This is a genomic window from Pseudoneobacillus rhizolycopersici, assembly GCF_054786815.1.
The window spans coordinates 12,518-25,345 of record NZ_JBTOOE010000020.1; the positions used below are offsets into that span (position 1 = coordinate 12,518).

Consider the following 12,828-nt stretch of genomic DNA (forward strand, 5'->3'; position numbering starts at 1 on the left):
GAGAGGAACGGACTGAATCCGCCGAGCTCATGCTTTATCTTGAGCGCGAACTTAAAGTTTTCTTTAAGTTTCATTAATGAGCTAATCTACCATGATAAAATACAAGGAGGAAAAACTCTATGAAAAGGCGAATGGTCAGCTTGTTTTAGCGTTGGTACTGAGCTTACCACGAGCGGTTAACCTGAGCCATGAATTTTGCTCTTGTGATCGCTCCATCCTACTTAAAAGAGCCATCCTCATAACCAACCTTTGGCGAGGTTGAAGTAAATAAGCCATCTGGCGGTGTTAGAGTCGCGATTGATGACTAGAGTGAAATAGATCATATTGTTACGTACATCAACACGACACTTACATTGACTATGGCAGCAGTATCACCACAAATCGCTAACGAGCCAGTAGCAAAAATAGTAGCAGTTGAAAAAGAAATGTGCAACTTGACCCTAAAAGTACACAACCAATAGTTACAAATAAGAAAGTTAATGTTGCAGGAAGCAATACGGAAACTTCAATTGAACGAATTATGATAATTCTCGTAAAAGATGTTCAAATCACATAAAATCCTTCACGGTAAAGGAGTGAGTCTGATGCTAGTCCTTGGAAGAAAACCCGGACAATACATAGTGATCAACGAAAAAATTATCATAAAGGTAATTAAAAGTGAAGAGGGGCAATTACGATTGGCTATTGAAGCGCCAAAAGATATCTCTATCGTTCGCGGAGAATTGCTTAATCATGAATAAGCACTAGTATCTCGGTTTTTAATGCAAGCTTTCGTTTCGACAGCTTTGAACTAGTCCAATAGCTGCTGTTCCCTTGCTTTGGAGATTGCTTGTACCCTTCTATTTACTTGCAGCTTTCCATAGATGTTGAAGGTGTGGATTTTAAAAGTTCCTTCCATTATTTCCATTCTCAAGGCAATCTCCCTTATTCGACAAACCCTCCGCCATGAGATGAAGGATATCCAATTCGCCTACGAAGAATCATCTAACACCAAGACCTTCGGTCAGTCATGATTTGAGAGTTTCGTTACTTTACCTATTCTGTGGGCACTAAGGTAAAGTAAAAATCTTCGCCATGCAAAAGTAGACTTATTCAAGAAACGATAAACAGCGTCCTTAGCAGGAAAATCGGCAGATTTTTACTATCAAGCGTTCGAAACCAGTTCTTATTTTCAAAGATCAAGCAAAAAATCAATTGAAAAAGATAGCCACAAGAAAAACCGATAGACTTTGTAATACCTGCTTTTCTTATATGTTTTAGCACCTGTAATCCTTTAAATGTAGATGTTAGTTCATAACTTTCAAAAAAAATTTCGCAAAAAGACTAAACGTTTCAAATAAAATTGTCTATATATAAATTAATCACATATCCGATTACTCATGGACGAGTAAATACGCATGTAGTTTCAAGGATGAACATTTGAAACAGATGCCTATTTATTCGTCTTTTTGCTTTTTTACTGTCTTTTTTTGACAATTAAATAATTTATTAAATAATTGCGAGACTTAGGATGATCAAATAAGTCGCCGTCATTCTTCAGGAGGAAGAAGGGCAGCTCCCTGTTTGCTCATTTTTTATGTCAATTTAATAAGCGGGATAAGGGGATGAGCTAATTCTAGTGTTAGGGAGGAAACCGGGAGAATATGTGCTGATCGACAACAACATTAAGGTAACGGTCATTAAGAGCTATGAAGGCCATTTACGCTTGGAGATTGAAACACCGAAGCATATTTCTATTGTTCGCGGAGAGTTATGGGAAGAAAACAATATAGCTTTAGAAATGGCAAAAAAGGTCGAGGCCTTTGTCACTTAAGGACGAGTGGTGAAGTCAAGGAAGATAACAGTCTGACTTACAAATGTTTTGGATTAGCGCGCAATCCATCAATGACTTGTGAGTACAAGATATGCGCTTCAAAGGATGCGAACGGATAGGCATCCTAAAAACACACCACATGGAGGTAATGAGAAATGAGAATTAATCACAACATTGTAGCACTGAACACGCACCGACAGTTGAATACTGCAGCTGCAGGACAATCAAAATCAATGGAGAAATTAGCTTCTGGTCTCCGTATAAATCGTGCAGGAGATGAAACAGGGAATTCATTCTTTAGAACAGCAGTTGCAATCTGTTGTCCATTAGTAAAAGAAAGGTGTGTTTTCATGGATATAGCATTAATGTCAATCACATTGAGCCAGGGACAAGTCCAGAAACAGGCATCCATGTCAGTCATGAAGATGGCAATGGGTAATGCAGAACAGCAGGGCGAGGCTATTCAGAAGTTAATGAGTACAAATGAAATAGTTCGCATTCAACATGCTGCTCAACCACATTTAGGTGGAAACATTGATTTGAAAGTGTGAAGGTAATTTGGGGAGTAGTCTAGACTGTGGGTTGCTCTTTTTCTTTTTGGGGCAAATGGGGAAAGTCAAATGGAAATGGACTTTGGTCTAAAAGCAACGATACTATTTGAACAGGTATATCGAGCGTATCGCATAATCAATAACCATCCCTATCATAAATAAAAGGTGACCGTAATGGGTCACCTTTAGTTTTTATAATACCCGTCTAACTTTTTCTACATTGCCCTGCTTCATAAATAAAACAAACTCAACAAGGTCGCTGAAGTCAACAATATAGTTTTAGGGTTTGGTATGGTAAGCATCAGCCCACTACACTTAAAGCAGCTTGCTTCTAACCCCTTTAGCTGTAGTATGTTAGCGGCAGTCGTTGTCACACTATCAACCTTAACGCTATGTTCGCGCTTGCAAGGCACTTCTGGCAACCAGCATATACCCGGCCCCCCGAATCGTAATGATTCTTTCAGGATCGGCAGGGTCAGCCTCGATTTTTTTGCGTAAATTACTGATGTGTACGGAGACCGTTCTCGTATCCTCCAGACTCTCCATTCCCCAGATGAGCTGAAACAACGTATCGACACTGACGACACGATTAACGTTTTGTGCCATATAGGACAGTAGACTGAATTCTTTTTTTGATAAAAAGATGGTTTCACTACCCATGTTGACGGACTGTGCGTAGAAATCCAGCGTCATACCCGGTAACTCCAATAGTTGTTCCCTTCTGCCCGTCGACACTCTGCGGAGGTGAGCCTTGATCTTGGCCATGAGTACTCCCGGACTGAACGGCTTGGTCACATAATCGTCGCCGCCATAGGATAATGCGCTGATTTTCACCTCGTCTTCCTCACGACTGCTCAGAAACACGATCGGCGCATTCGTGTAGTTACGTGCGTTCCTACACCAATCAATGCCGTTTTCATTAGCCAGCAGTACATCCAGTACAATCAAATCCGGCTCGAAAAACTCAAGCAGCTTCATGGCTTCTGTCCCGCTATGACTGTAGGAGGATATGAAACCCTCCCTCTCGCAATACAGCTGAACAATCTCGCATATATGGGGATCATCATCGACGATCATTATTTTGTAAGTGTCCGACACACCGTCACCTTCTTTCATTTACAATACAAGGAAGCGATACAAAGAATATCGACCCCGTCTTACCATCGCTCTCCGCTCGAACCGTCCCTCCATGCGCTTGTACGATTTCCCTGCAAATCGCCAGCCCGAGCCCGCTTCCCTCTACTCCATTATCCAAGCCCGGTCGATCATACTTGTAATTGCGATCGAAGATTTGCTCGAGCTGATCTTGAGGAATGCCCGTGCCAGAATCTTGTACACTAATTGTCGCATAGCGGGTATGATTCACCTCGTCAACAGTTAGCGCAATACGCACCAGCCCACCCCTAGAGGTGAACTTCATCGCGTTCGACACTAGATTAAACAAAGCCTGCTCTAATCTTTGCGCATCCATCTCGACAATAGGCAAGTTGGATCCTTGATCTTCCGTATCTCCGATGTCTAGCATGAAATCCAAACCTGCGTCACGTACAACCAGCTCATATTGTTCAAAAAAACCACGCAAGAAGTGACTCACATGAACCGGCTCCATTCGGAACGAGACTTGTCCCGTCTCTAAATGCGACAAGAATGACAACTCCTCAATCATGCGGTTAATCCTTATCGTGTTATCCCGGATATACTTCAGGTACTGTTCATTACGTTCCGGCTTAACCCTGTCGTGCACAGCTTCTACATAACCAAGCATGCTGGACAGCGGCATACGCAGATCATGCGTAATATAGGCAAGGAGCTTCTTTCGCCCTTGCTCGGAGTGAAGCAACCGGTCATACGAAGTGCGGAGATCATCATGAGCTGCGGATAAGGCCTGTGTGCGTTCCTGCACGGTCCGTTCCAAATTCATATTCATTTCGGTCAGCTTGTTGTTAGCGTCCTGCAGCTCAAGTGCAATCCTCTCTTCGTTCGATGCCGTCTTCGTAAATCTCGAAGAAAGTAGAATCATCTGTGCGATCGTAAACACCAACAGACCAAGCGGAGATGTATTTCCGATCAGCGACCATTCGTTGTAATATAAAAAATCGTTGATGACAGTAGCAAGAGCAACCACCGACACCAGCAGGAAGATCAGCGCTCCCTCTATACGCCGCACAGCCGCTTGGACCAGCCCAACCATCAGATAAACCATATGGAGAACAACCATCACACCGATCATGAGTAATAATTTTGTATATATAATTGCAGGGGTAACCACAACAATAATACAGAATGCGCCGGTTACGATCCGTGTGCCAAGATGAAACCAACGCGACACATAATTTGGAAAGATGCATTCAGAGTACATCGTGATGATATAACCACCGCTGCAAAGAATCAGGTACTCGATCTTGAACTGCAATTCCCATGGAAAATCTGGCCATATTTGTGTAATCATGTGCTCGCCGACCAGCAATGATCGGATACCAAACAACGCGGTGAACAGACCAAAATACAATGGAGCCCTGTCTTTGCGTCGCAGTATGAACAACAGCAGGTGATACACGCCAATCACCAGCAGGCCTGCGGTGATGAACATTTCAGCGGCGATTCTCAGATTTGTCCTGAGCGTTAACACATCACTGCTTCCCAACTCTATATACTTGGTGATGCCGCCTCGCTTATGATGAAAGTTGGCTACTTGCATAACCAGCTCCACCCTGTCATTCTTGGGCTGGAAGAACACCAGCCTCGTTGCCAGCTGCGGGGTCACCCCACTCTTGTCTTGACTAACTATACCAACTTCTTCCAGTAAATCACCATTAACCCATAATTTATATGCATGAAAGATGGTAGGCACCCGCAGAGCAAGCTGCTTATTCCTATCCTGCTCGCTAAGTTGGATGACCACCCGAAAGGTCGCAAAGCCTGTACCGTTCAGCTGCTGACCATCTAACCGATAGCCTAGCCAGGAGCCCGGGATGCTGATCCAGCGGTCATGATTTCCGTCCCTTGTAAAACGAATCTGTATGTCCTCAGGAGACAGCAGCTCTTGCCAGTAGAACGCCCACTCCCCTTTTAACTTTATCGGATTCTCACTGAGATGAACCTGCGTTAAATCCAGAATGCCTTCTTTACTTTGGAACTTAGGGGAGTCCGGTGTAGAGATGACCGCATAGCTTGCAACCAAACCAACAACAACGACAGCAGCTATATGAAGCAAGATAGTACGAGAACCGAATCGGAGAATACCCCTCATTATGAACCCAACCCTCCAAGATGCTCAATAAGTAATTTGATTATCTAAATAATATCATCATTAAAGGAAAATGTATCTTACAAATATCTGCGAGGCGTTGATCATAAACAGCTCATGTAGGAAATGTACCATCTAGTGATGTTTTCTATAATGCTGATGCAACTGCAACAGAAAAGTGGGCTAAGATGGAAATATTAGCGGAAGAAATGGAAACGACAAGTTTATATTTAAATGCTGCCAGTGCTGGAGCTCCAAAGTATTAGGACTAGGAACTAAAATTAAAAAACAATGTATTCGAAGCAAGGGCAATGAAAGAATAAATATATCCAATTAAAGGCGAGAAATGAATCAGTTAATACTATTTGTGGGGAAAGGTAAGCTAAAAAAAAGGCTTACCTTTCTACATATTGTCAACCATCTACTTTGTCATCTCTTGTTTATCAAAGGGCGTTTCTGTAAGTATAGAGCTAAATCTGGACAATCCCCATCAACCATTTCCTTTACAATAATCTTTGACAGCAATTCGACTGCTTTTGTTTAGCCTATGAAATTTTTAAAGGAATTCAACTTTTCTTATATTTAGATGTTTATTAATTTATTAAAATATACTTAGACTATTTTATGGATGTACTACTGTAGGGACTACTTTAATCTTAAAAAGAGAGGAACGCTATTATTTTTAGCTATTTACATGTACGGAGGTTATTGAAGTGGCAATGAATAAAACGATTCAATATGCAATTGAAGACTCTATTAAATTTCTTGAATCTTATCCGGATTTACCTATTGAACGGAGTGGAACTAGCCGTAGAAAATGGGATGGGTTCTGGTGGCATATGGCGACTCTTTATGAGATGGGGGAAGTCAAACTAATTCCTAAATCAGCTATTGCGAAAGCTAAATATATACTAGAAGCTCAAACCTGGCCTATCTTCATTAAATCCGACGAAGACCAGCCATCGACTGAAATCGATAATATGAAAATGGATTGCTGCCACTGTGAGTTGGCAGTATTCTATATGATTTTGATGGACTATGGCTGTGATTTGGACAAAGAACTGCCTTGGATTCGCGAATGGTTTTTAAAGCATCAGCTACCTGATGGTGGGTTGAACTGCGAACCAGATGCTTATACTCATTCTAATAAGAGTTCAATCATTTCGACACTACCTCCTCTTGAAGCCATTCTGTGGTACACGAACCGCAATTTCACTAAGGAGGAAGCCCTTTTCTTGGATCAAGGAGCTGGTTATTTGATAGAACATCGTCTTGTATATTCTAAACAAACGGGAGAAATCATCGATAAGGAATGGCTAAAGCCTTGCTTTCCAAGGTTTTTTGAATACGATATCCTACGGGGCATGTCCTTCTTGGTGGAATGGTCACGTCGCAGGAATAAACCGCTACCGGCAGACCTACTTCGTGAAGGCATCCAACTATTGGACAGTCATGTCGAAGCAACGGGCATAAGAGTCGGGAGGCAAGTATTTGATCCAATGGGTCCCTGGGGTGGGCATACATTTGTCCTGCTTGAAGCCGTATCCGGAATTGGACATGTTTCGCCTTTTCTAAACAAACAGTTTAATGGCATTAGAAGCCAATTGAATCAAGCCTAAATTAAGATTCAAATGGAAATATCAAAAATAGACTTGATAGTTTCAGTATATTCTAATGAAAACAAGTATCCCCCTCATCTACTCAAATTGAGGGGGACTTAAGGTTCATCGATAGAAGTTTGTTATTTAATGGCTTTGCTTACTTTCAACTTCTTTCCCTTAATAGTAGCATTCTCCATGGCTTGTAAAACTAGTGAGCCCTTTCCATTCAGAATATCAACATATGACATATGATCCTGAATGGTTATGATGCCGATATCATCCGCAGTGACTCCAGGGATTTTTGCGATTGTTCCAACAAAATCAACGGCACGAATCTTTTTCTTTTTTCCACCGCTGAAATAGAGTTTCATAATATCTTGATTGATTCGGGCTGTTTTATTATTTCTTACGATTCGACTGCTGTTAAGTTTTTGCTCGAAAGCAGCTTTTCCTCTAGCCACTTCCAAATGACTAGGGGCTTCCATAGAAGGTATCTCGAAGTTGATGTATTTTTCAATGGCTTTCATAAACTTTCCTTCATAAGGTGTGGAAAACGTAATGGCCTTTCCTTTATTTCCGGCACGGCCGGTTCTCCCGGTTCGGTGTACGTAGCTCTCTTTTTCCATAGGAACATCATAGTTGATGACAAGTGTTACATTATCAATATCAATACCCCTGGCAGCTACATCGGTGGCCACCAGATAGCGGAAGTTCCCCATTTTGAAACCTTCCATAACCGCAAACCGGTCTTCTTGTTCTAGTCCCCCATGGAGTCTTTCACAAGAATATTTAGCTTTTTCCAGTTCGCTATATACAGCATCAACATGTTCTTTGGTTCGGCAGAAAATTAGGCAGCTGTCTGGATTTTCTACAACTGTGACATCTTTAAGGAGTGAAATCTTTTCTTCTTCTTTCGTTTCAATTAAAAAATGTTCAATGGTATCGGTCGTTACCCCGGTTGATTCAATTTTAATATGAATCGGGTCTTTCATATATTTATGGCAGAGATTTTCCACATCTTTAGGCAAGGTGGCAGAAAAAACCATCGTTACTCGGTTAAAAGGCAGCTCTTTGATGATCGATTCTACTTCATCGATAAAACCCCTATTAAGCATCTCATCCGCTTCATCTATGATAAGATACTTTATTTGATCTAAAACTAGGGTTTCTCGTTCAATATGGTCCATGATCCGTCCTGGTGTACCGACGACCACATGAGTTTTTTGTTTCAATTCTTCCTTTTGTTTCGTAAAAGGTTCTTTTCCATAGACGGCCACTGCTTTAATACGTTTAAACCTTCCGATATTCGTAATATCTTCGCGGACTTGAACCGCAAGCTCCCTAGTGGGAGTGAGAATTAAAACCTGTGGTTTTTTTTCTTCCCACTCAATCATATCGGAAACGGGAATACCAAAGGAAGCAGTCTTTCCACTACCTGTTTGAGATTTTACGACAAGATCTTGATTTTCCATTGCTAATGGAATGACTTTACTTTGTACTTCTGTTGGAGTTTCGTATTTTAATAACGCTAGTGCTCTTTTTATTTCTTCATTTAATTGATAATCCTCAAAACTACTTTTACTCATTTTTTAACCTCGACTTTTTTTTTTATCTCTATGTATAGAATCTCCCTCAAGATAGATATTATATGCATATCAGACTATGGTTCATTATACTTGAAAAGTGCTGACAAATTTACCTTTTTTAAAAGAAACACATAGTAGGCAACTGACCCATATTGGTTAAAGTTATGAAACCTCATTTAGGTACATTACGGTGAACCGTACCATAAGTAAATGAGATTTTTATCAATCACCCTATCTCCCAAAAGATGAGATATTAATTGCATTTCCAATGTTTATTTAAATAAATTAAATTGTATCGAAAAATATATGAGGAGGTGGTTCATTTGAAAGCACTTGTATTTAATAAATTCGGTGGACCAGAAGTGCTAGAATATCTTGAAATTTCGGATCCAGTTATCGGACCTAATGAAATATTAGTAAGGATGAAAGCAATTGGGTTGAATTTTGCAGATATTTATAGAAGAAAAGGGAACTATCATCTTACTGGCAATTCCCCGTTTATATTAGGTTATGAGGGGGCGGGAGTCGTTGAAAAGACGGGAGCGAATGTCCAAGGTATCAACATTGGTGACGCTGTTGCATTTGCCGATGTCCCTTATGCTAACGCGGAACAAGTGGCTGTTCCGATGGAAAAGGCCATTCCTCTTCCAGAGACCATTTCATTTGAAAAGGCGGCTTCTGTTTTACTGCAAGGATTGACTGCCCACTATTTAACAAAGGATAGTTATCCGGTTAAGGAGAATGATATAATTCTTGTTCATGCGGCAGCAGGAGGGGTTGGACAGCTTCTCGTACAAATTGCAAAGCTCCTCGGTGGAAGGGTCATAGGTTTAACCTCCTCTATGGAGAAAGCGTCTGCGGTTAAGAAAGTTGGAGTAAATCAGGTTTTCTTGTACTCGGATGATTGGAAGAGAAAAGTTTTAGAGGAAACAAACGGAAAAGGTGTGGATGTTGTCTATGACTCAGTAGGCACCACGCTCGAAGATAGTTTTGCAGCAACTCGCATTGGGGGAACGGTCGTATTTTTTGGAATGGCAGGAGGAGACCCTGCCCCAGTAGACCCAAGGATGTTGATGGATACGTCAAAGACTTTGACTGGTGGAGATCTTTGGAATGTACTTATTTCCCATGAGGAACGGGTATCCCGTTCAGCCGAGTTATTCCGCTGGATAGGAGAGGGGAAAATTACAGTATCTGAGCCCACGGTATTTGCACTACGAGATGGCCGAAAAGCACATCAGTTTCTAGAAAGCCGCAAAAGTACGGGAAAAATTTTATTAAAACCATAAAATGATAAGCTTTGTTGGTGAACAGGGAGACGTTCTCATGTTTTGAATCAAGAACCAACCATAAATAACAACGAAATTTATTTTGTCATTTAGTAAAAAGATTAGTTCTTAAAAACTAATCTTTTTACTTTCTCTCAAGAACATCATAATGATTCTGAGCGGCTCAATGGACTTTATAAAATAATTTGCCCCAGTTATCGAATAAAATAACGGCCTAATAGATTGCCAACTAGAAAAATCAGAATGAACATCAGACTAACCGGAAGACTGGTGAATATCAAATGCCAGTCCATCAGTCCATGTTCAGCTAAAGAATTATATGTAAGGAGGCAGTAAGGGATAAGGAGGAATAGTGACGTTAGGATGCCAGGCGTGTACCCCCTAAACATGATGGTTTGAACAATATGCATAAATGCCTGTAAAACAAATAAATTAAGAACGGCTGTAAATAAAAGAAATCCCCCTGAATTAGATGAAAAATGGGCGGTCATGAATGCAATGAATGACATAAACAATAAAATCCAAGTAGCCGAAACAGCAAGCTGGGCAGCGGTTGAACCTAGTTTCTGCCTCGCTCTTAATGCTTGTTTGACGAAGTTAGTTTTCGGATAATTGTTTTTGTTTGCAGTCATGGAAGATTCAATGGTGATGATTTCTTCTAAATCATGAAAAATAAAAATGATGGGAAGCAACCAAATGAATGTTTTAAGATCGAAAAATTGGTGGAGAGTTCCTAGCATCTTATGTCTCCCTTCTTATTAGCTCCAAGACTTGCCGTCTACTCTGGTTGCTCCATTTTATGGGACAAGAGATAAAGGTATACCAAAAATCTTAAGTGTAATTCTTGTGTGACAAATCCTTTAGGAGCTCTCCACCAGCTAATTTTTGATAATGGGCAAGGGAAAGTAAGGGAAAAACATATTCATAGCAATGATAATCGATATAAAAGGACCCTGCCATTCCCCTTCCTTTTGGGTAGGACTTCGTCCAATCCTTTTCTTTTTGATCCACTAAAAAAGCTACACCGTTTTCGATTTCAGGTGTTATGCTCGTTGCGACCGAGATAAGTGTGTCAAGTGCCCAAGCGGTATGAGTGCGGGTACTTTCGCCCAAGGGTACATAAGAATTGATGATATCACTTTTACAGGATTCTCCCCACCCGCCGTCGGGATTTTGTATTTTTCGCATCCAAGCTAGAGCCTTTTGAATAGCTGAATGATCTGTAGGAACCCCAACCGCAATCAATCCCGTTACAGCTGCCCATGTACCATAAATGTACACACCCCATCGCCCCACCCAGGAGCCATCTGAATTTTGTTGCCGCAAAAGCCAACGAATCGCACGTTTCACCTTGGGATGGTGATGATCCAAATGGGTATAGTTTCCGAAAAATTCTAAAGTCCTTCCCGTTAAATCAACAGTCGAAGGATCAATCAATAAATCTTTTCTACCCTCTATCGGTAACAAGTTCAACCATTTTTTATCCACATTCTTTTCGAATGCTGCCCATCCGCCGTCTTTGTTTTGCATGGACATTAGCCAGGTTATTCCACGATCCCATGCTTGACGGTAATCTACTTGCTTTATAGCCAAAGTACGGATCGATCTCAGTGCTGCGGTTGTGTCGTCAATATCCGGATGTATGGTGTTCATGTCCGCAAACCCCCAAGCTCCTGGCAACAGATTTGGTTCATGGATGCTCCAATCTCCATATTTGTAATGCTGACGGGAGAGTATGTAATGATTTGCTTTTTTAATCGTGTTGGATGAATAGGGAACTCCGGCTTCTTGCAGAGCATAATTGATTAATGTGGTATTCCAGACGGTAGCCGTCGTGTACTGGCAGTGAAGTTGGCCATCAATCCGGCATGTCATCGCTTTTAACCCTTGTACGGCCCGAGTAATCACTGGGTGTGAATTTGAGTACCCTCTTGCCAATAAGGCATAAATCATGAGAGTAGTGGTGCTGAAATAATTAAGATAGGTGCCGTCCGGTTCAATTCGGTCCAGCATATATTTTTCTGCGCGGTATAATGTCAATTCGCGAAGGTTTCCATGGTATTTCAGAGCAGAAATCCCTTGTTTAATTAATTGAATCACGTTGCGTGTCTCTTCTTCTTGCTCCTCTGTGAAAAAACGAACGTTTCTTTTTAAAAATAAATCGGAGAGATCGGGAGATTTTTGCGTCCTCCTACGGAAATTCGTATTGGCGAGAATTAAAAAAGGGATAATGTTGGCTCTTCCGTAAACGGAGAGGTCAAAAAGGTTGATAGGAAAAGAGTCTGGTAGAAGCATCACTTCAATATTAATGGGAAAGTGCGGCCATGGACATTGTCCTGTTAGGGCTAACAAGATTTTTAAAAACATATGGACTTCCGTGGCCCCGCCGTTCGCCAAAATAAACCTTCTTGCTGCTTGGAGGTCCTCGTCCTTCGGATCACGATAACCAGAATAAAGAAGAGCATAATAGGCTTCCACAGTGGAGGTTAGATTTCCTTTTTCCTGATCATGGAACAGCCTCCAAGACCCATCTTCCTGCTGTTTTCCGGCGATACGTTCCACCAATTCTTTTATGAACTCCTCCTCATCCTTTATCTCCAATGTCCGTAATAAGATGATCATACTGCAGTCCGATGCAATCCCGGTCTCGAAAGGATAATGCCATGCCCCGTCCCCTGATTGGTCTTGGACCAATTGATTGGCGATTCTGTTCATTTCCTTATATACCCGATCCCTCATTT

General features: G+C 41.3%; 12 protein-coding genes and 2 pseudogenes. 7 read left to right on the forward strand and 7 right to left on the reverse strand.

Annotation, left to right across the window (positions count from 1 at the left end; genetic code table 11):
• The first annotated feature begins 584 nt into the window (after positions 1-584).
• Complete coding sequence (locus ACX9YW_RS17425) at positions 585-740, forward strand: carbon storage regulator (RefSeq protein WP_460348789.1); 156 nt, start codon at positions 585-587, stop codon at positions 738-740.
• A gap of 50 nt (positions 741-790) precedes the next feature.
• Here ACX9YW_RS17425 and ACX9YW_RS17430 read toward each other — a convergent pair whose 3' ends face one another.
• Together ACX9YW_RS17430 and ACX9YW_RS17435 are read right to left on the reverse strand one after the other, a co-directional pair.
• The gene (locus ACX9YW_RS17430) at positions 791-913 is read right to left on the reverse strand and encodes a helix-turn-helix transcriptional regulator (RefSeq protein WP_460348791.1); all 123 of its coding nucleotides are present in this window, start codon (positions 911-913) and stop codon (positions 791-793) included.
• Between the two features lie 93 nt (positions 914-1,006).
• Positions 1,007-1,311 (reverse strand): annotated as a pseudogene (locus ACX9YW_RS17435) (IS4 family transposase); the annotation flags it as partial.
• Positions 1,312-1,618: 307 nt separating this feature from the next.
• Between ACX9YW_RS17435 and ACX9YW_RS17440 the strand changes: the two are divergent.
• From ACX9YW_RS17440 to ACX9YW_RS17450, 3 genes are all read left to right on the forward strand, one after another.
• Entirely contained in the window at positions 1,619-1,813 is a 195-nt protein-coding gene (locus tag ACX9YW_RS17440; RefSeq protein ID WP_460348793.1) for a carbon storage regulator, read from the forward strand.
• Between the two features lie 155 nt (positions 1,814-1,968).
• Complete coding sequence (locus ACX9YW_RS17445; protein WP_460348796.1) at positions 1,969-2,364, forward strand: YjfB family protein; 396 nt, start codon at positions 1,969-1,971, stop codon at positions 2,362-2,364.
• 75 nt (positions 2,365-2,439) lie between these two features.
• On the forward strand, positions 2,440-2,526 hold the full coding sequence (locus tag ACX9YW_RS17450; RefSeq protein WP_460348913.1) for a 23S rRNA (pseudouridine(1915)-N(3))-methyltransferase RlmH: 87 nt from the start codon (positions 2,440-2,442) through the stop codon (positions 2,524-2,526).
• Between the two features lie 228 nt (positions 2,527-2,754).
• On the opposite strand, the gene ACX9YW_RS17455 is transcribed toward ACX9YW_RS17450, so the two are convergent.
• Positions 2,755-3,480 carry a response regulator transcription factor gene (locus ACX9YW_RS17455; RefSeq protein WP_460348798.1) on the reverse strand — a complete coding sequence of 242 codons (726 nt, stop codon included), beginning with the start codon at positions 3,478-3,480 and terminating at the stop codon, positions 2,755-2,757.
• Positions 3,467-5,614 (reverse strand): ATP-binding protein, encoded by a 2,148-nt coding sequence (locus tag ACX9YW_RS17460; protein WP_460348800.1) that lies wholly within the window; start codon positions 5,612-5,614, stop codon positions 3,467-3,469. The genes ACX9YW_RS17455 and ACX9YW_RS17460 overlap by 14 nt, the downstream gene beginning before the upstream one ends.
• A 113-nt stretch (positions 5,615-5,727) precedes the next feature.
• On the opposite strand from ACX9YW_RS17460, the pseudogene ACX9YW_RS17465 reads away from it, so the two are divergent.
• Both ACX9YW_RS17465 and ACX9YW_RS17470 read left to right on the forward strand, forming a co-directional pair.
• Positions 5,728-5,862, forward strand: a pseudogene (locus ACX9YW_RS17465) (purine-nucleoside phosphorylase); the annotation flags it as partial.
• 468 nt (positions 5,863-6,330) lie between these two features.
• A complete protein-coding gene (locus tag ACX9YW_RS17470) occupies positions 6,331-7,230 on the forward strand; it encodes a hypothetical protein (RefSeq protein ID WP_460348915.1) in 900 nt (299 codons plus the stop codon).
• Positions 7,231-7,352: 122 nt separating this feature from the next.
• Here the strand turns inward: ACX9YW_RS17470 and ACX9YW_RS17475 are convergent, their stop codons facing one another.
• On the reverse strand, positions 7,353-8,798 hold the full coding sequence (locus ACX9YW_RS17475; RefSeq protein WP_460348802.1) for a DEAD/DEAH box helicase: 1,446 nt from the start codon (positions 8,796-8,798) through the stop codon (positions 7,353-7,355).
• Between the two features lie 323 nt (positions 8,799-9,121).
• Between ACX9YW_RS17475 and ACX9YW_RS17480 the strand changes: the two genes are divergently transcribed.
• Positions 9,122-10,087 (forward strand): quinone oxidoreductase family protein, encoded by a 966-nt coding sequence (locus ACX9YW_RS17480; RefSeq protein ID WP_460348804.1) that lies wholly within the window; start codon positions 9,122-9,124, stop codon positions 10,085-10,087.
• 194 nt (positions 10,088-10,281) lie between these two features.
• Here ACX9YW_RS17480 and ACX9YW_RS17485 read toward each other — a convergent pair whose 3' ends face one another.
• Both ACX9YW_RS17485 and shc read right to left on the reverse strand, forming a co-directional pair.
• Positions 10,282-10,827 carry an HXXEE domain-containing protein gene (locus ACX9YW_RS17485; protein ID WP_460348807.1) on the reverse strand — a complete coding sequence of 182 codons (546 nt, stop codon included), beginning with the start codon at positions 10,825-10,827 and terminating at the stop codon, positions 10,282-10,284.
• 91 nt (positions 10,828-10,918) lie between these two features.
• A complete protein-coding gene (gene shc / locus ACX9YW_RS17490) occupies positions 10,919-12,826 on the reverse strand; it encodes a squalene--hopene cyclase (protein WP_460348809.1) in 1,908 nt (635 codons plus the stop codon).
• Positions 12,827-12,828: the final 2 nt, after the last annotated feature.

Bases quoted from the DNA above. Each gene is read 5' to 3' on its own strand.
- ACX9YW_RS17425 (WP_460348789.1), top strand. From the start codon at position 585: ATGCTAGTCCTTGGAAGAAAACCCGGACAATACATAGTGATCAACGAA.
- ACX9YW_RS17445 (WP_460348796.1), top strand. From the start codon at position 1,969: ATGAGAATTAATCACAACATTGTAGCACTGAACACGCACCGACAGTTG.
- ACX9YW_RS17450 (WP_460348913.1), top strand. From the start codon at position 2,440: ATGGACTTTGGTCTAAAAGCAACGATACTATTTGAACAGGTATATCGA.
- ACX9YW_RS17455 (WP_460348798.1), bottom strand. From the start codon at position 3,480: ATGAAAGAAGGTGACGGTGTGTCGGACACTTACAAAATAATGATCGTC.
- ACX9YW_RS17460 (WP_460348800.1), bottom strand. From the start codon at position 5,614: ATGAGGGGTATTCTCCGATTCGGTTCTCGTACTATCTTGCTTCATATA.
- ACX9YW_RS17470 (WP_460348915.1), top strand. From the start codon at position 6,331: ATGAATAAAACGATTCAATATGCAATTGAAGACTCTATTAAATTTCTT.
- ACX9YW_RS17475 (WP_460348802.1), bottom strand. From the start codon at position 8,798: ATGAGTAAAAGTAGTTTTGAGGATTATCAATTAAATGAAGAAATAAAA.
- ACX9YW_RS17485 (WP_460348807.1), bottom strand. From the start codon at position 10,827: ATGCTAGGAACTCTCCACCAATTTTTCGATCTTAAAACATTCATTTGG.
- shc (WP_460348809.1), bottom strand. From the start codon at position 12,826: ATGAGGGATCGGGTATATAAGGAAATGAACAGAATCGCCAATCAATTG.